Below are 17,153 nucleotides of genomic sequence, written 5' to 3' on the forward strand. Positions count from 1 at the left end.
TTCCGTGGATTCGGACGAACAGGTCAAGGTGTCCACTTTGGAGGCCTACGCGGACACGATCCTGCCGGGGGAGAAGCGATTCCCCGGCGACCACGCGATCGCCGGCGCGGCGGAGGGGCCGGGCGCGGTCGTGGCGGGTGCGCTCGAACTGCTGCACACCGACGCGACCGGGGTGACCGTCGGGCTGCCGTATCTGGCGCAGTCCCTCAACGAACACGCGAAGGGCTACGCCAAGGAGCACGACCTCGCGCTCGACGAGTCGCTGCCACCGTTCGTCGCGTTGTCCTTCGCCGACAGGACGGCGCTCGTGCGGTCGCTGACCGCGCCCGGCCATCCGGAGAAGGACGGCTGGGTGAGCCTCGCCTTGTTCTGCAACATGTCCTTCGACAGCGCCGCGCACAAGCACACCGCCGAAGCCATCGCCGAGGGCCACCCCGGCCTGCTGGCGATGGGGTACACCGCGCCGGACGAAGACGGGCTGTGGCGGTTCCCGAAGTTCTCCTATCGCCGCGAGCTGGCGCGGCTCCACCCTGACACGACACCTTCCGGGAGCCCGGCATGAACGCCTACGACAAGACCGACGTCGTCATCGTCGGCAGCGGGTTCGGTGGCTCCATCCCCGCTTACCACTTGGCCGCGGGCGGGGCGAAGGTCACCGTGCTGGAACGCGGGCCGTGGCTGGAGACGAAGGATTTCGAGCACGACTATCTGCTCGGCTCGTCCTACACCCGGGCTTTCGACTTCGTCGTCGGCGACGGGATGAGCGTGCTCGGCGGGAACTGCGTCGGCGGCGGCAGCGTGGTGTACTTCGCCGCGATGCCGCGCGCCCCGAAGTTCGTCTTCGAACGGCACGGCAGCATCGGCCGTCGCATGTGGCCCTCGGCGATCACGCGGGACTCGCTGGAGCCTTGGTACGACCGGGTTTCGGAATCGCTTCCGGTGTCCAAACAGGACTGGAACGACGTCTCGTACGCGGGCGGGCTGTGGGCGTCGTTCTGCGACCACTCCGGCCGGACCGCCAACCCGGCGCCGGTCGCGGTGGACAACGACCGGTGCGTGAACTGCAACTTCATGATGGCGGGCTGCCGGTTCGACGCGAAACGCTCGCTGCTGACCAACTATCTGCCCGCCGCGCTCGCGCACGGCGCGAAGATCCGGCCGCTGCACGAGGTCCAGCGGATCGAGCGGATCGACGGCGGTGACTACCGCGTGCACTTCAACGTCGTCGACGACGAGGACTACCGCCTCCAGTCCGGCAGTGGGACGATCGACGCGAAGATCGTGATCATCGCCGCGGGTGCCGGCGCGACCCCGGTGATCCTGCAGCGTTCCGAGGCGGCGCTGGGCACCATGCCGCACGGGGTCGGCCGGTACTTCTCGGGCAACGGTGAGCGGCTCAACACCGCGATCATCAACGAGGAACGGGTCCGCGAGGTGCTCGGACTGTCCCGTGAGGACGGGAAGGTCTACGAGGCCAACCACATCGGCAAGGGCCCGACCGTGGCGAACTGGGACAAGCTCGACGGTTCGCTGCCGGAGTACGAGCGGTACTCGCTGGAGCAGCTGTACTTCCCGCCGGGGCTCGGCACGATTCTCGCCCAGGTGCCCGACGGTGCTGGATCCGATAAAGATGTACCGCGCTGGTTCGGGGTGGAAAAAAAGGAGATCCTCAAGAAGTGGGCCTCCTGGCTGACCATCTTCCTGATGACCGAGGACGACAACGAGGGTGTCTTCGGCACGCCGCCGCCCACCGGCAACGCCTACCGCATCTCGCAGCAGATGCTCGGCCGCGGTCCGCTGAAGTACGACCCGACGCCGAACACCCGGCACGGCTGGGCGCTGGCCGACGCGGAGTGCAAGGAGATCCTCGAGAAGGACGGCCTGGCGAAGGTGGCGCCGTGGACCAACGACGTCGTCGGCGCGTACACCGTGCACCCGCTGGCGTCGTGCCGGATCGGTGACGACCCGGAGACCTCGGCGCTGCACCCGAACCACGAACTCCGCGATCACCCCGGGATCTTCGTGACCGACAGCGCCTCCGTGCCGGGCGCGCTGACGGTGAATCCGGCGATGACGATCGCGGCGCTGGCCGAACGTTCGGTGCCGGGTATCGTGCGGGCGCTTCAGGCACGTGGCGTCGACGTCACCTACGGCGCTCCCGCCCCGGACGGCTCCATCACCGGGCGGCGCGCCGTCAGCAAGCTGTCGCTGGTGTCCGGGACCTGATCATGGCGCCTGCGCTGGTGAAGCTCGCGCTGCGGCGGGCGTTGCACGAAGTCCGGTACGTCCGGCCGGTGCCCTTCGGCCGGGCGACCGGACTCGTGCGCGACGTCTACGGGCAGCTGGAACGCGACTTCGGCATGCTGGCCCCGCCGGTGGCGCTGCATTCTCCGTCGCCGGCGGTGCTCGCGGCGAGCTGGGTGATGCTGCGGGAATCGCTGGTGGCGAAGGGAGAGACGAGCCGGGCGGACCGGGAGGTCGTCGCGACACTGGTGTCGCGAGAGAACTCTTGTCCGTACTGTGTCGAGGTCCACGGGATGGCGCTGGACTCGCTCGGGCGCTCTTCGGAGGCCGATCCTCGTGCGGGGTCCTTGACGGCGGGTGCCCGTGCGGAGCTGACCGCCGTCGCGTTCGCGTTCCACTACCTGAACCGGGTGGTGAGCGTGTTCCTCGGGCCGTCGCCGTTACCTTCGTCCGTGCCGGATTCGGCGCGTGCCAAGGCCAAGGCGGTCCTGGGGCGGTTCCTTCGTCCGGTGGAGGATGCTTCGCCGGGGGAGTCGCTGGAGCTGCTTCCCCCGGGTTCGGGAGATTTCGGCTGGGCCGCGGGCAATGCTGTGGTCGCGGACGCCTTCTCCCGTGCTTCGTCGGTGTTCGGCGCATTGGCGGTGCCTTCGGCCGTTCGGGAGGCCGTGGAGCGCGATCTGTCCACTTGGGACGGTTCGCCACCTGGGCTGAGCCGGTCTTGGGTGGACGCGTTCGACAATCCCGGTGTCCGGTTGGCCTTGGTGGTCGCGAAGGCGCCTTACCAGGTCGACGAAGCTTTGGTCGCGGCCGCGGGGCTGGCTGATCGAGAGCTGGTCGAGCTGGTGGGGTGGGCGAGTTTCACGGCCGCCGCTCGTGCTGTTTCGGTCGCTTCGCTGCGTGGTCGGTGAGGCCGCGCGGTCGGTGTTGTGTCGCGAAAGCCACTTTCCCAACGTTCAACGTTGCGAAAGTGGCTTTCGCGACGTCGTCGGCCCGCCCTCGGGACGTGATTCTGGGCGCCGGCGGGGTCCCGTCCGTCCCTTGAGGACAGTGGTCGGCTCCTGAGTGCCCGATCTGGGGCGATATGTGCGGTTTCGAGCGGGGTCGTGAGTGGTAATGAGGGTTATTGACAGGTAAATCAAAGGTGTCGTGTTCAGACTCGGCGCCGGACGCCTCCCTTCGTCGGACCGCGTCCCTCACTGTGTGGATTTTGGTGCGTTGGATGACCCGAAATCCACACAGTCCGGCGAGACCGTCCCTGTCGCGACCAGTGCAGGACGGGTGTGGAAATAGGGATACTCAACGTCCCTATTTCCACCCGCCCCCAACCGGCGACACCTTTGCCTTGCCCCTCAATAGAGCGCTCTTTTGTCACTCAAGACCCGGTCGAGAGGCGCTCGAATCGGGCGCTTCGATCTCGACACTGTCCCTAGTGGACAGTCGAGGTCGCGTCGGGCCTCTTTGGGTGTTTGCGCTCCCGGCCCACCCGGTTCACGACGGAGGCACTGATGCCGACATCCGAACGTGCCTGGCCCTGATCGCTCGGCCAGATGACCGATCCCGGTCAACAAGCAGAGAGAAGACTTCGCGCCTGCCGCCGGTTCATGCTTGACCGGACTGCGCGAACGGACGGCGGCCGCGTTTCTGGGAACAGAGCCCGGCGCCGGGACCGGATTCCGTGACTTGAGTCTTGAGAGCTAGGGGAGTGCGGTGGCATGAGCGTTGAGCGGATTTCGATTGTCGGTATCGGTCTCCGATACCCGGACGCCGGTTCCCCGGAAGAACTGTGGGAGAACGTCCTCGCCGGCCGCAGGGCGTTCCGGCGACTGCCCGACGAGCGGATGAACCGCGAGGACTACTACTCGCCCGACCCGAAGGCGCCGGACCGTTTCTACGCCCAGAAGGCCGCGGTGCTCCGCGATTGGGAATTCGACCGGATCAAGTACAAGGTCGCGGGCAGCACGTTCCGGTCGACCGACACCACGCACTGGCTGGCGCTCGACGTCGCCGCGCAGGCGCTGGCGGACGCGGGGTTCCCCGAGGGCGAGGGGCTGCCGCGGTCCGCCACCGGCGTGGTCATCGGCAACAGCCTCACCGGCGAGTTCTCGCGCGCCAACATCATGCGGCTGCGCTGGCCGTACGTGCGCCGCACGGTCGCGGCGGCCCTCGCCGAGCGCGGCTGGGCCGAAAGTGACACCGCCGAGTTCCTTCACGACCTCGAGGCGCAGTACAAGGCCCCGTTCCCCGCGATCGACGAGGACACGCTCGCGGGCGGGCTGGCGAACACGATCGCCGGCCGCGTCTGCAACTTCTTCGACTTCGGTGGCGGCGGGTTCACCGTGGACGGCGCCTGCTCGTCTTCGCTGCTTTCGGTGGTCACGGCGGCGAACGCGCTTTCCGAGGGCGACCTCGACGTCGCCATCGCGGGCGGTGTCGACTTGTCGATCGACCCGTTCGAGGTGATCGGTTTCGCCAAGACCGGCGCGCTCGCCAAGCGGGAGATGAAGGTCTACGACGCCGATTCCAACGGTTTCTGGCCCGGCGAAGGTTCCGGCATGCTCGTGCTGATGCGCGAGGACGACGCGATCGCGCAGGGCAAGCGGATCTACGCCAGCATCGGCGGCTGGGGTGTCTCTTCCGACGGCAAGGGCGGCATCACCCGTCCGGAGGCCTCGGGTCACCGTCTCGCGCTTCAGCGGGCGTACGAGAAGGCGGGCTACGGCGTCGAAACCGTTTCCTACTTCGAGGGCCACGGCACCGGGACCGCGCTGGGCGACGCCACCGAGATCGAGGCGCTCTCCACCGCCCGCCGCGACGCCGACCCGCTCGCCGATCGCGCCGCGCTGAGCACGATCAAGGGCAACATCGGCCACACCAAGGCCGCGGCCGGTGTCGCCGGGCTGATCAAGGCGACGCTGGCGGTGTACCACCAGGTCATCCCGCCCGCGACCGGCCACTACGAGCCGCACGAGTCGCTGGTCGGCGACTCCGCGCGGATGTACGTCCCGACCGAGGCCGGGCTGTGGCCCGCGGACCACCCGGTCCGCGCGGGTGTCTCCGCGATGGGCTTCGGCGGCATCAACTCGCACGTCACCGTCACCGAGGCGCCGGGCGCGGCCCGGCGCAAGGACCTCGACGAGCGGACCCGCTCGCTGGTCGCCGGACGGCAGGACAGCGAACTGCTGCTCCTCGACGCCGACGACGCCGCGTCGCTGCGCGGCAGGCTGACCGGTCTGCTGGAAGTCGTGCCGAAGCTCTCGCTGGCGGAGCTCGGGGACCTCGCGGCCACGCTTTCCGCGGAACTGTCCGGGAAACCGGTCCGCGCCGCGATCGTCGCGACCAATCCCGAGGACGCCGAGCGCAAGCTGGCCAAGCTGCTCGACCTCCTCGGCGAGGGAGAGCCGGAAGTCTTCTCCACCGGCGACGGCATCTTCGCGGGCTCCCGCGTCAAGGACCCGAAGATCGGGTTCCTGTTCCCCGGCCAGGGTTCCGGGCGCGGTACGGTCGGCGCGCTGCGCAAGCGCTTCGCCCACGCCGACGACATCTACCGCGCGGCGGGCCTTTCGACCGGCGCCGACCAGGTCGCCACCGAGGTCGCGCAACCGCGCATCGTCACCGGTTCGCTCGCCGGGCTCCGCGTCCTGAAGAGCCTCGGCATCGAAGCGCAAGCGGTCGCCGGCCACAGTCTCGGCGAGCTCACCGCCCTGCACTGGGGTGGCGCGCTCACCGAACGCGAAGTCCTCAAGCTGGCCAAGATCCGCGGCAAGGTGATGGCGACCGCGAGCGACGGCAACGGCGCCATGGCGGGGATCGCCGCCGGCCCGGGGGTCGCCGAGCGCTTCGCCGAGGGTGAGGACGTCGTCATCGCGGGCTACAACGCGCCCGAGCAGACCGTCCTTTCCGGACCGTCGGAGGCGATCGACCGCGTGGTCGCCCGTGCCCGCGCGGAGGGCGTCACCGCCACCCGCATCAACGTCTCGCACGCGTTCCACTCGCCGGCGGTCGTCCCGGCCGCCGAGGCGATGACCGAGGAGCTGGCCGCGTTCGACTTCGCCAGGCTCGACCGGCCCGTCGTCTCGACGGTGACCGGTGACGTCCTGCACGCCGCCGAGGACCTGCGCGATCTGCTCCGGGACCAGGTGGTCCTGCCGGTCCGTTTCCGCGAGGCGGCCGCGAAGGTCGCCGAGCGCAGCGACCTGGTGATCGAGGTCGGCCCGGGCCACGTGCTCACCGGACTGTTCGGCGAGATCGCGTCCGGCACGCCGGTGCTCGCGATCGACACCGACAGCCCGAAGCTGGCCGCGCTGCTGAAGGTCGCGGGCGCCGCGTTCACGTTCGGCGCCCCGCTGGACACCTCCGCGCTGTTCGACGGCCGGATCGTGCGGACCCTGCCGGTGGACGGGGAGTTCTCGTTCCTCACCAGCCCGTGTGAGGCCGCGCCGTCCATCGGTGCCGACCTTACCCGCGACCGGGTCGCCGACCCCGCCGCGCCCGCCGAGGCCCCGGCCGGAACGGCTTCGGAAAGCGGTGGCAGCAGCACTCTCGACCTGCTGCGCAAGCTCGCTTCCGAGCGGGTGGAACTGCCCCTCGAAGCGGTCACCGCCGACACGCATCCGCTCGACGACCTGCACCTTTCGTCGATCACGGTCGGCCAGCTCGTCAACGACGTGACCCGGGCGCTCGGCCGCCCGGCGCTGGAGGGCATGCCGAACTTCGCGACCGTCTGTCTCGGCGAACTCGCCGAGATGATCGACGAACTCGCCCAGACCGCCAAACCCGCCGACAGCAACCAGGCCGAGGTCACCGGCGTCGGACCCTGGGTCCGGCCGTTCGGGGTCGAGTACGTCGTCGCGCCGAAACCGTCGCCCGATCTCACGCCGGGGCTGTCCACCGCCGAGTGGACGGCGTTCGCGCCGGACGGCCATCCGCTGGCGGAGCCGCTGCGCGCGGCACTGGCCACCGCGGGCGTCGGCGACGGTGTCCTCCTCTGCCTGAACTCCGACAGCGGTTCCGGCGACGTCGGCCTGTTCCTCGACGCGGGCCGCGCCGTGCTGGCCGCGCCCAACGGCACGCGATTCGTCGTGGTGCAGCACGGTCTCGGTGCCTCCGGTCTGGCGAAGACGCTGCGCCTGGAGGACCCGTCGGCCCGCACCACGATCGTCGATCTCGCCGACGTCGGCCCGGTCGACCCCGAGGCCGTCAGCGCCGCGGTGTCCACCGTGGTCGCCGAAGTGGCGGCGACCACCGACTTCAGCGAGGTCCGCTACGACGCCGCCGGGGTCCGCACGGTGCCGAAGCTCGCGGCCATGACCCCGGCCGAGGCCGAGGGGACCCCGTTGGACTCCGGCGACGTCCTGCTCGTCACGGGTGGCGGCAAGGGCATCACCGCCGAGAGCGCGTTGGCGCTGGCCAAGGACTCCGGCGCGAAACTGGCGCTGCTCGGCCGGAGCGACCCGGCCGACGACGCCGAACTGTCGGAGAACCTCGGCCGGATGGCGGCGGCGGGCATCACCTACCGCTACGAACGCGCTGATGTCACCGACGCCCGTCAGGTGGCCGACGCGATCGGCCGCGTGCAGGCCGAGTTCGGCCCGGTCACCGCGGTCCTGCACGGCGCGGGCCGCAACGAGCCCGCCGCGCTGTTCTCCTTGACCGAGGAGAGCTTCCGCAAGACGCTGGCCCCGAAGATCGGCGGCCTCAACGCCGTCCTCGACGCCGTCGACCAGGACAAGATCAAGCTGCTGGTGACCTTCGGCAGCATCATCGGACGGGCGGGCCTGCGCGGCGAGGCGCACTACGCCACGGCCAACGACTGGATGACCGAACTGACCGTCCGCTTCGGCCAGGAACACCCCCAGGCCAGGGCGATCGCCCTCGAATGGTCGGTCTGGTCGGGGACGGGCATGGGCGAAAAGCTCGGCGTCGTCAGCGCTTTGATGCGCGACGGCATCACCCCGATCCCGACCGAGGAGGGTATCGAGATCCTCCGCCAGGTCGTCGGCGATCCGACCGCCCCGTCGGTGCTGGTCGTCTGCGGCCGGACCGGGGGGCTGGCCACCCTGCCGGTGGAGAAGCGCGAACTGCCGCTGACCCGCTTCGTCGACCGGGCGGTCGTGCACTACCCGGGTGTCGAGCTGATCACCGAGGCCGACCTGTCCGCGGGCAGCGACCCGTATCTGGCCGACCACCTGCTCGACGGTCAGCTGCTGTTCCCGGCGGTGATCGGGATGGAGGCGATGACCCAGGTCGCGAAGGCCGCCCTCGGCGCGGAAACGCTGCCGGCGCCGGTGCTCTCCGACGTCGAGTTCCTGCGCCCGATCATCGTCTCGCCGGGCGGGTCGACCACGATCCGGCTCGCCGCGCTGGCCAGGGACGCCGAAACGGTGGACGTGGTGCTGCGCAGCGGGGAGACCGGGTTCAGCGCCGACCACTTCCGGGCCCGGCTGCGGTTCTCCCGGCCGGATCCGCTCGGCGAGACCGTCGTCCGCGACGTCGCGCTGCCGCCCGTCCCGGTCGACCCGACGACCGAGCTGTACGGCACGGTCCTGTTCCAGGGCAAGCGATTCCAGCGGGTCACCGGCTACCGGCGGGCCAGCGCGCGGCACGCGGTCGCGGAGATCGCGACCGGCGCCGAGGTCGACTGGTTCGCGCCGTTCCTCCCGCAGGAGAAGCTGCTGGCCGACCCGGGCACCCGCGACGCGATGATGCACGCGATCCAGTGCTGTGTCCCGGACGCGACCCTGCTGCCGCAAGGGATCGAGCGGCTGTACCTCGCCGAACCCGGCGAGCAGGACCCGGAGTACGTGCTCCTCGACGCCCGCGAGCGTTCGCAGGACGGCGACAGCTACCTCTACGACCTCGACGTCCGCAACCCCGACGGGAAGCTGGTCGAGCGCTGGGAAGGGCTGAAGCTGCGCGCGGTGCGCAAGCGTGACGGCGAAGGACCGTGGGTTCCGTCGATGCTCGGGTCCTATTTGGAGCGTTCCGTGGAACGGCTGCTCGGCTCGTCCCGCGCGATCGTCGTCGAACCGGACCCGGTGGGCGTTTCCGTGGAGACCACGCCGGAACGGCGGGCGCAGACGGCACTGGCCGCCGGCCGCGCCGTCGACGCCCCGCTCGAGATCCGCTACCGCCCGGACGGCAAACCGGAGGCCGACGGGGTCGAGGTGAGCGCGTCGCACAGCGCCGACCTCACCCTGGCGATCGCGGGCGGCGGGCGGGTCGCGTGCGACGTCGAAACCGCGATCGAGCGGACGCCCGAGGACTGGGCGGGGCTGCTCGGTGAGGATCTGCTGGCGGTGGGCGAACTGCTCGCCGCGGACGCCCGCGAGCCGCTTTCGGTCGCGCACACCCGGGTCTGGAGCGCGCTGGAATGCGTGCGCAAGACCGGGGACATGACACAGGCGCTCACCGTGCACCGGGTCGACCCGGACGGCTGGGCGGTGCTTTCCCACGGCGGTGCCCGCATCGCCACCTGGGTGACGACCGTCAACGACCGGCCCGATCCCGTCGTCTTCGCGGTGCTCCAGGGAGAGGAGAACTGACATGGCCGACTACTACGAGATCCTGCATACCGTCGGGTTCGAAGAGACCAACCTGGTGGGCAACGTCTACTACGTGAACTACGTGCGCTGGCAGGGCCGGTGCCGCGAAATGTTCCTGAAGGAGAAGGCGCCCGCGGTGCTCGAAGAGGTCCGTGACGACCTCAAGCTCTTCACGCTCAAGGTGGATTGCGAGTTCTACGCGGAGATCACCGCGTTCGACGAGCTGTCTATCCGGCTGCGGCTGGAAGAGCTGACGCAGACCCAGGTCCAGTTCACCTTCGACTACGTCCACCTCACCGACGAGGGTGAGCGGCTGGTGGCCCGCGGAAGGCAGCGGATCGCGTGCATGCGCGGCCCGAACACGGCCACGGTGCCCAGCCGGGTGCCCGAGCAGCTGCGTGAGGCGCTGGCCCCGTACGCGGTCGACGGCAAGGGGGAATGACGTGGGCACGCTGGACGAGCCTTCGCGGCCCGTGCTGAAACGCCTGCCGTCGCCCGTGGCCCGCCGCCGGTTGTCCGCTCAGGCCGGGCTGCGGGAGGTGATGGGCCAGTTCGCCACCGGGGTCACCGTGCTGACCGCCGGGGGCGAACGGGCCCACGGGATGACCGCCAACGCCGTCACCTCCGTGTCGCTGGAGCCGCCGATGGTGCTGTGCTGCGTTTCCCGCGCGGCGCGGATGCACGAGGCGATCGTGACGGCGGGTTCGTACGCGGTCACGGTGCTGGCGTCGGACCAGAAGGAACTGGCGAAGTACTTCGCCGACTGGCGCCGCCCTGCCGGGCTCGCCCAGTTCGACTCGGTGGACTGGACGGCCGGTCCGCAGACCGGCGCCCCCCTGCTCGACGGCGCGCTGGCGTGGCTGGAATGCGAGCTGGCCGAAGTCTACGAAGGCGGTGACCACTCGATCTTCCTCGGCAAGGTGGTCGCCTCCAGCCGCGGCACCGCGCAGGACTCGCTGGTCTTCTACAGCGGCGGCTACCACCAGATCGACGGCCGGATCCGGGCATCGGCTTGACAGGAGAGGAAAGTCATGACCATCAACGAATCCACCCCGTCCGCCCCGGCGCCCACGGTCGAGCGGCCGCCAGTGGTGACCACCATGCCCCGTCTCGGACGGGGGGTGTGCTGGCGCGACATCATGCGCGAGATCGAGCTTGACGAACTCGAGCGTGATGCACGGCTACGGGACGCGGCGTGACCCTGCAAGGTGACCCGGGAGCACAACGCGCGGAGGACTCCGAGGTGGTGCCGCTGCCGGAGGACCGGCTGCGGCGCTCCCGGGTCCCGAGGGCGACCGACGGGCGGGTGATCCCCCTCGCCCGCGGCGCCGAACCGGTGCACCCGCCGCAGCCGACGATGCCGTTGCTGCGCGCCCAGCGCGACGAGCTGCGCGAGCACATCGTCGACGGGCGGCTCGACGGCGTCCGGCGGCAGCACTCGCTCGGCAAGCACACCGCGCGCGAGCGGCTGGAACTGTTGCTGGACGTGGATTCCTTCACCGAGATCGAGCTGTACCGGCGGCATCAGGCGAGCGGGCTCGGGCTGGCGGAGAACCGGCCGTACACCGACGGCGTCGTCGCCGGGTCGGGCACCATCGACGGACGGCGGGTGTTCGTCTACGCGCAGGACTTCACCGTCTTCGGCGGTTCGCTCGGCGAGGCGCACGCGGCGAAGATCCACAAGGTGCTGGATCTGGCGATCGCCACCGGTTCGCCGCTGATCGGGCTCAACGACAGCGGGGGAGCGCGGATCCAGGAAGGCGTCATGGCGCTCGACGGCTACGGCGGAATCTTCCGCCGCCAGGTCGAGGCGTCCGGCGTCATCCCGCAGATCAGCGTGGTGCTGGGGCCGTGCGCGGGCGGGGCGGCGTATTCGCCCGCGCTCGCGGATTTCGTGTTCATGGTGCGCGACACCGCCCGCATGTACCTGACCGGGCCGGACGTCGTCGAGACCGTGACCGGGGAACGGGTCAGCCACGACGAACTGGGGGGCGCGGACGTGCACGGCGCGTCGTCCGGCGTGGCGACCGTGGTGCACGACGACGAGGAGAGCTGCCTCGCCGACGTCCGCTACCTGGTGTCGCTGCTGCCGTCGAACTACTTGGAGCCCGCGCCCCGCGAGCCGTCGCAGGACGCGGGCAAGGACCGGCGGCCCAGGTTCGCCGAACTCGTCCCGGTGGAGCCGAACAAGCCGTACGACATGCGCGAGGTGTTCGCGGAACTGGCCGACGACGGCGAGTTCTTCGAACTGCACGAGCGATGGGCCGGCAACGTGCTGTGCGCGCTCGCGCGGATCGACGGGCGGGTGGTCGGCCTGGTCGGCAACCAGCCGGTGGTGTTCGCCGGCGTGCTCGACGGCCCGGCGTCGCAGAAGGCGGCGCGGTTCGTGCGGTTCTGCGACGCCTTCAGCATCCCGCTGGTGACGCTCGTGGACGTCCCCGGCTTCCTGCCGGGGGTCGAGCAGGAGCACTCGGGGATCATCCGGCACGGGGCCCAGCTGCTGCACGCCTACTGCGAGGCGACCGTGCCACGCGTCCAGGTGATCCTGCGCAAGGCGTACGGCGGCGCGTACATCGTGATGGACTCGCGGTCCATCGGGACCGATCTCTCGCTGGCGTGGCCGACCAACCAGATCGCCGTGATGGGCGCCGAGGGCGCGGTCAACGTGCTGTTCCGCAAGGATCTCGCCGCCGCGCCCGATCCGGACGCGCTGCGCGCGCATCTGGTCGCCGAATACACCGAGGAGTTCATGAACCCGCAGTATTCGGCCGAACGCGGGCTCGTCGACGACATCATCGACCCCGCGGACACCCGGTCCGCCGTCGCCAGGGCGCTGGACATGCTGCAGGACAAGCGAAAGGCGGCGCCCCAGCGCAAGCACGGCAACCACCCGATCTGAACGGGGGAACCATGTCACCGTCCGGAATGGACAGTGCGCCCGTCTTCCGGGTCCTGCGCGGGGACCCGGAAGACGCCGAACTGGCGGCCCTCGTGGCCGTCTTCACCGCGTTGGCCTCCGTCGCGCCCCCGCCCGCGGCGCCGGCCCGCTCCGCCTGGTCGCCGCTCGCCGCGCCGACCTGGCGTACCTCGACGCTGCGCTAGAACACACGCGGGCGTTTGGTCGTAACGCGTGTCTGGAGCCGTAACACGCGTGTTTCCGGGCGCATCTGCGAGTTACGCGTTCAATCACGCGTGTGCGGTCTTCGATCACGCGCGCCCAGGCCTCCTTGGGGACCCAGAGTCCCTCAAGGAGGCCTTCACTGACTCACGCGAGACGTCGCGCCGCCTCGATTTCCCGCCGCGGCGGATACGTACTGTGGCGGGCGTGCACCGCGACGTAGAGGATCTCTCCGTCGAGCACGGCCTCCAGACCCGTTCGCTCCCCGGGCCGGAACGGGCCCCCGCAGGCCGCACAGGTCCGCTGCCGCTCCGCGGCGCTCATTGCCGGCCCCGCTGCTCGGGGACCGCGGGGTCGGGCCACGACAGGCCCAGCAAGTCGACGTCGACTTCGTCGTCGGCGTAGATCTCGTACGGGTCGAGGCGTTCGGTCATGGTGGTCTCCCTGGGTTCCGAGTTACCTCAAGGGCACTACCGGCGGCCCTCCGGCGGCGACTTTTCCTTTGCTCACCGAGGCCTCCGCCCGTCCTCGAGCGGGTCACGATCGGACGGGTCCATCCTTGGTTGTCAAGTGAGTCGTTCATCGAAGGCCGGGAGGAACGTCATGACGGCACAGGTGCGAATTTGGGTCGTGACCGATGATTTCGACCCGCGCGGGGGCGCGGAGGCCGGCGCGGCGGTGGTCGTCCCGGAGCCGAGGCAGGCCACCGAAAACGATTTCCCGGCCGAGCACATCGTCCTCGGTTACAACTAGGCACGGCGCACGGACGAAGAAGACCATCAGGTATCGCGCGCGCGACCATGAGGATCGCCCGCGAACCGACCAGACCTCGAGGAGGCCTCCGGATGGCTATGCGCCTCCAGCTCACGTCGGGTTTGCAGGTGTTGGAAGAATGGGCGATCAATGCTCCGCAGGCCGACAGGAATGTCGTCTACGAAGCGCTTTTCGCGGTGGCGGACGGCTCCGCCTTCCTCATCTACGACATTTTCGGCGACAGCAGGGAACCGCATCAGTTTCTTTTTCTGGTGAAACACGACCTCGTCCTCCGTATCGGGATCGATCGCGCCGATTCCTCGTTCGAGATCGTCTACATCGGGGCGCTGGAGCAGGGCACACCCGCGGCGGCCTGGGCTGAGGAATCCGACGAATCCTGACCCGGGTACCGCCGAACGGCCCAGTCCGGGCGGGGAGTGGATCATGTGTTCCTCATCTTGACATCGCCCAGTTCAGCGTGAAATTCTTCCGGTGTTTGCGGCTGGGGGGATCATGCCGGGGATTGAATTGCGATATCGAGGTCTGGGAGGCGTGAAAGATGTCATCACCTGAATTCCCGGGATTGGATGTTTCCACTCGGGTACGCGCACGTGACATTCAGATGGCCGGGGTCGCCGACGTCCGGCGGCGGGTGCTGATGATCTCCGGGGCGATCGACACCACTGATCACGACATCTCGGTGAGTGTCAATCTCCCGGAACCGGGCCGCTGGCAGGTCATCAAGTCCGAGACCAACCTGACCGACAAGACCTGGGTCGCGATGCAGGTCGTCACCGACGAGGACTCGACCTTCGTCAACGACGCCGACACGCTCGTCCTTTCCCGCCAGTTCTCGAAGTCCTTCATGACGCCGGATCAGCGCCGCCTCACCTTCTACGACGGTGAAGTCCGGCCTGGCGAAGCGGTGCTCAAGGTGTACTCGCTCGACGCGGGCGGCCGGAAGCCGACCTACTCCTACTCCCGCTACAGCCCGATCGCGACCGACACCGCCGAGCAGTCCCAGCAGACCCTGGACGAAATGATCAGCAACGGGATGAAGCAGCGGCCCGTGATCGAGCTGATCGTCCCGGTGACCGTGATCGGCTGAGCACACCGGTGATCACCTTCGTCCCGGAACCCCACCTCCTCGAATCGCCGCGCGGGCGTGAGTGGCCGGCACTCCCCGGTACCCGCGTGGCGGTCACCGCCGAACCGCCGTCCGCCGCCGACGTGGTCGTCGTCGGGGCGGGCCCGGCCGGGCTCGCGGTCGCTTCCGCGCTGTGGCACCACGGCGTGACCGACATCGTCGTCGTCGACCGCGACGGCCGTCCCTGCGGCCGCTTCTTCGACCGCGTCGATCTGCTCGGCCAGCGCGTGCTGCGGTCGCCGTACGAGCACCACCCCGGCGTCGAAGGGTACCGCGACTGCGAACTCCTGGACTTCGCCCGGCTGCACTGGTCGGTGCTCACCCCGGTGGAACGGCGGGAGATCCGCATGGCGCAGGCCGGGCATCGCTCGGTCGTGCCCGTCGACGTCTTCGAGGCCTACTGCCGTCATCTCGCGGCGAGTCATCACGTCACCGAGCGGACCTGGCGCGGTTCGGTCCGCGAGGTGCTGCCGACCGCGGACGCCGTCACCGTCCGCGCCGACCGGTTCTCCGTCACCGCGCGGCACGTCGTGCTGTGCCTCGGAGAGGAGCGCCGGTCCGCCCCGGACACCTGGTGGGGCGGCGGCCGTCCACCGCGCGGGGTGAGCTACTGGGACGAACCCGTTCCCGATGGCGGGAAGCGGCTCGCCGTCGTCGGTGCCGGCCTCACTGCCGCGCACCTGATCTCCAACGGTCTCGCCCAGGGCCGCGAGGTGCACTGGGTGGTCCGCGAAGCGGGCGAACGCTACCAGTGCGCCGACGTCAACTCGTCGTTCTTCCGGCCCGAAGGCCGCGCTCGTTTCGACGGCGTGAGCTGGTCCGAGCGGCTCGAACTGATGGGCCGGTTCCGGCGCGCGTCGATCATGTTCGAGTTCCGACCGATGCTCCAAGCGGCCGAAGCCGAAGGCAGGCTGATCGTGCATCGCGGCAGGGCGGTCACGAAGGTGACGCCCGGTGTCGGCCTCCACCTCGAAGACGGTTCGCGGGTGCCCGTGGACCACGCCGTACTGGCGCTCGGCACCACGCCGTCGATCGGGGACGGTCTGATGCCCGACGAGGCCGTCCTCGACCGTGGCGGCTGGCCGCGGCTGGACGAACGCACCTTCGCCTACCTTGGCGCGCCCCGGGTCTTCGCCGTCGGCGCGGCCGCGGGGATGGCGCTGGGGCCCGCCGCCCGCAACATCGACGGTCACCGCGTCGCCACCGCACGGGTCGCGGCCACCGTCGCCGAGAACCTGCGGCGCGACCTCCCGCTGCGGACGGCCACGAAGGACGTCGCCCGTGTCTGAGCCTTACGACTCCCGCTTCACCCTGCCGTCGATCGACGACGCTCCCTCGACCGAGGCCGGGGTGATCCTGCTGGGGCTGGACGCCGAACGCCTGCTCGCCGGCGTCGGGCTCGCCCGGATCGCCGACGAGCCCGCGCTGGTCGCCCTCGCCGTGGACCAGGCCCGGCACGACGCGCTCGACCTCCGCACCGAAGCGCTGGTCGAGGCCGGCATCCTCCGCTGGCGCGCGGTCCGCCCGCTGATCGAAGCAGGTCCGGAGATGGCGTCGGCGGGTTCCCTGCGCCGAGAATGGGAACACGCGACCGCGCGCGTCACCGCCACGGTGACCGGGCTGGGACCGGCATCGGTGTCCTGCCTCGCGGCCTGCTGGCTGCGGCGCGACGACATCGACGACGCGGTCCGGTCCGCCTCGACCATGCGGTCGCCGGAACAGGGGAGCGCACAAGATGTCCTATCTCGGGTCTTTGCCGACTGACGCCACTCTGCTGCAGGTTTTCCAGCGGTTTCCCGCCCCGGCGGCGAAGCTGCTGGACTTGCACGAGCTGATCATGCGGGCGCCGTCGGCGTTCGGCGCGGGGGAGCGGGAGCTGATCGCGGCCTACGTCTCCGGCGTCAACGACTGCGGGTACTGCCACGGGGTCCACACCGTCACCGCGGAGGCTTTCGGTGTCCCGGAAGGACTTCTGACCGCCGCACTGGACGACCTCGGTTCCGCGCCCGTGGACGAGCGCATGAAGCCCGTGCTGGCCTATGTGGGCAAGCTGACGCGTACGCCGTCCCAAGTGACCGAAGAGGACGCTGAGGCCGTCTTCGCGGCGGGCTGGGACGAAGCCGCGCTGCACGACGCGGTGCTCGTGTGCGCCCTGTTCAACTTCATGAACCGGATGGTCGAGGGGCTCGGGATCCGCGCCGACGCCGCGTACGCGAAGACGTCCGGCGTGCGCCTGAAAGAGGGCGGATACGCCGGCCTGGCGACCCTGCTCGGCTCCTGAAACCTCTGTCCATAGTGGACGCATCGATTGGTCTGTTCGGGGTAGTCCCGTGACTATCGGTGATCGTGG

General features: G+C 69.8%; 16 protein-coding genes. 15 read left to right on the forward strand and 1 reads right to left on the reverse strand.

Annotated elements, in window-relative coordinates:
- The first annotated feature begins 4 nt into the window (after positions 1-4).
- The 9 genes from LCL61_RS16160 (at position 5) to LCL61_RS16200 (ending at position 12,887) form a co-directional block, all read left to right on the forward strand.
- Positions 5-562: a DUF5987 family protein gene (locus tag LCL61_RS16160; protein WP_340687567.1), complete on the forward strand. Its 558-nt coding sequence runs from the start codon at positions 5-7 to the stop codon at positions 560-562.
- The gene (locus LCL61_RS16165; RefSeq protein WP_340687568.1) at positions 559-2,226 is read left to right on the forward strand and encodes a GMC family oxidoreductase; all 1,668 of its coding nucleotides are present in this window, start codon (positions 559-561) and stop codon (positions 2,224-2,226) included. Before LCL61_RS16160 ends, LCL61_RS16165 begins: the two co-directional genes overlap by 4 nt.
- Positions 2,227-2,228: 2 nt before the next feature.
- The gene (locus LCL61_RS16170) at positions 2,229-3,152 is read left to right on the forward strand and encodes a carboxymuconolactone decarboxylase family protein (RefSeq protein ID WP_340687569.1); all 924 of its coding nucleotides are present in this window, start codon (positions 2,229-2,231) and stop codon (positions 3,150-3,152) included.
- 804 nt (positions 3,153-3,956) lie between these two features.
- Positions 3,957-9,785 carry a type I polyketide synthase gene (locus LCL61_RS16175; protein WP_340687570.1) on the forward strand — a complete coding sequence of 1,943 codons (5,829 nt, stop codon included), beginning with the start codon at positions 3,957-3,959 and terminating at the stop codon, positions 9,783-9,785.
- A 1-nt stretch (position 9,786) separates the two neighbouring features.
- A complete protein-coding gene (locus LCL61_RS16180) occupies positions 9,787-10,227 on the forward strand; it encodes an acyl-CoA thioesterase (protein ID WP_340687571.1) in 441 nt (146 codons plus the stop codon).
- Position 10,228: 1 nt separating this feature from the next.
- On the forward strand, positions 10,229-10,801 hold the full coding sequence (locus LCL61_RS16185; protein ID WP_340687572.1) for a flavin reductase family protein: 573 nt from the start codon (positions 10,229-10,231) through the stop codon (positions 10,799-10,801).
- 15 nt (positions 10,802-10,816) lie between these two features.
- Positions 10,817-10,984 carry a DUF6222 family protein gene (locus LCL61_RS16190; RefSeq protein ID WP_340687573.1) on the forward strand — a complete coding sequence of 56 codons (168 nt, stop codon included), beginning with the start codon at positions 10,817-10,819 and terminating at the stop codon, positions 10,982-10,984.
- Positions 10,981-12,684: an acyl-CoA carboxylase subunit beta gene (locus LCL61_RS16195; protein ID WP_340687574.1), complete on the forward strand. Its 1,704-nt coding sequence runs from the start codon at positions 10,981-10,983 to the stop codon at positions 12,682-12,684. The genes LCL61_RS16190 and LCL61_RS16195 overlap by 4 nt, the downstream gene beginning before the upstream one ends.
- Positions 12,685-12,710: 26 nt before the next feature.
- Complete coding sequence (locus LCL61_RS16200; protein ID WP_340687575.1) at positions 12,711-12,887, forward strand: acyl-CoA carboxylase subunit epsilon; 177 nt, start codon at positions 12,711-12,713, stop codon at positions 12,885-12,887.
- Between the two features lie 163 nt (positions 12,888-13,050).
- Here LCL61_RS16200 and LCL61_RS16205 read toward each other — a convergent pair whose 3' ends face one another.
- A complete protein-coding gene (locus tag LCL61_RS16205; protein WP_340687576.1) occupies positions 13,051-13,227 on the reverse strand; it encodes a hypothetical protein in 177 nt (58 codons plus the stop codon).
- A 306-nt stretch (positions 13,228-13,533) separates the two neighbouring features.
- On the opposite strand from LCL61_RS16205, the gene LCL61_RS16210 reads away from it, so the two are divergent.
- The 6 genes from LCL61_RS16210 (at position 13,534) to LCL61_RS16235 (ending at position 17,084) form a co-directional block, all read left to right on the forward strand.
- Positions 13,534-13,656, forward strand: a complete 123-nt coding sequence (locus LCL61_RS16210; RefSeq protein WP_340687577.1) for a hypothetical protein — start codon at positions 13,534-13,536, stop codon at positions 13,654-13,656.
- A 92-nt stretch (positions 13,657-13,748) separates the two neighbouring features.
- Positions 13,749-14,057 (forward strand): DUF6235 family protein, encoded by a 309-nt coding sequence (locus tag LCL61_RS16215; protein ID WP_340687578.1) that lies wholly within the window; start codon positions 13,749-13,751, stop codon positions 14,055-14,057.
- Between the two features lie 221 nt (positions 14,058-14,278).
- The gene (locus LCL61_RS16220; RefSeq protein ID WP_125792998.1) at positions 14,279-14,764 is read left to right on the forward strand and encodes a DUF6423 family protein; all 486 of its coding nucleotides are present in this window, start codon (positions 14,279-14,281) and stop codon (positions 14,762-14,764) included.
- Positions 14,765-14,772: 8 nt separating this feature from the next.
- On the forward strand, positions 14,773-16,092 hold the full coding sequence (locus LCL61_RS16225) for an FAD-dependent oxidoreductase (RefSeq protein WP_340687579.1): 1,320 nt from the start codon (positions 14,773-14,775) through the stop codon (positions 16,090-16,092).
- Positions 16,085-16,567 (forward strand): DUF6187 family protein, encoded by a 483-nt coding sequence (locus LCL61_RS16230; protein ID WP_340687580.1) that lies wholly within the window; start codon positions 16,085-16,087, stop codon positions 16,565-16,567. Before LCL61_RS16225 ends, LCL61_RS16230 begins: the two co-directional genes overlap by 8 nt.
- Complete coding sequence (locus tag LCL61_RS16235) at positions 16,539-17,084, forward strand: peroxidase-related enzyme (RefSeq protein WP_340687581.1); 546 nt, start codon at positions 16,539-16,541, stop codon at positions 17,082-17,084. Before LCL61_RS16230 ends, LCL61_RS16235 begins: the two co-directional genes overlap by 29 nt.
- Positions 17,085-17,153 lie beyond the last annotated feature (69 nt).

The sequence above is a fragment of the Amycolatopsis coloradensis genome (assembly GCF_037997115.1).
GTDB lineage: Bacteria > Actinomycetota > Actinomycetes > Mycobacteriales > Pseudonocardiaceae > Amycolatopsis > Amycolatopsis coloradensis_A.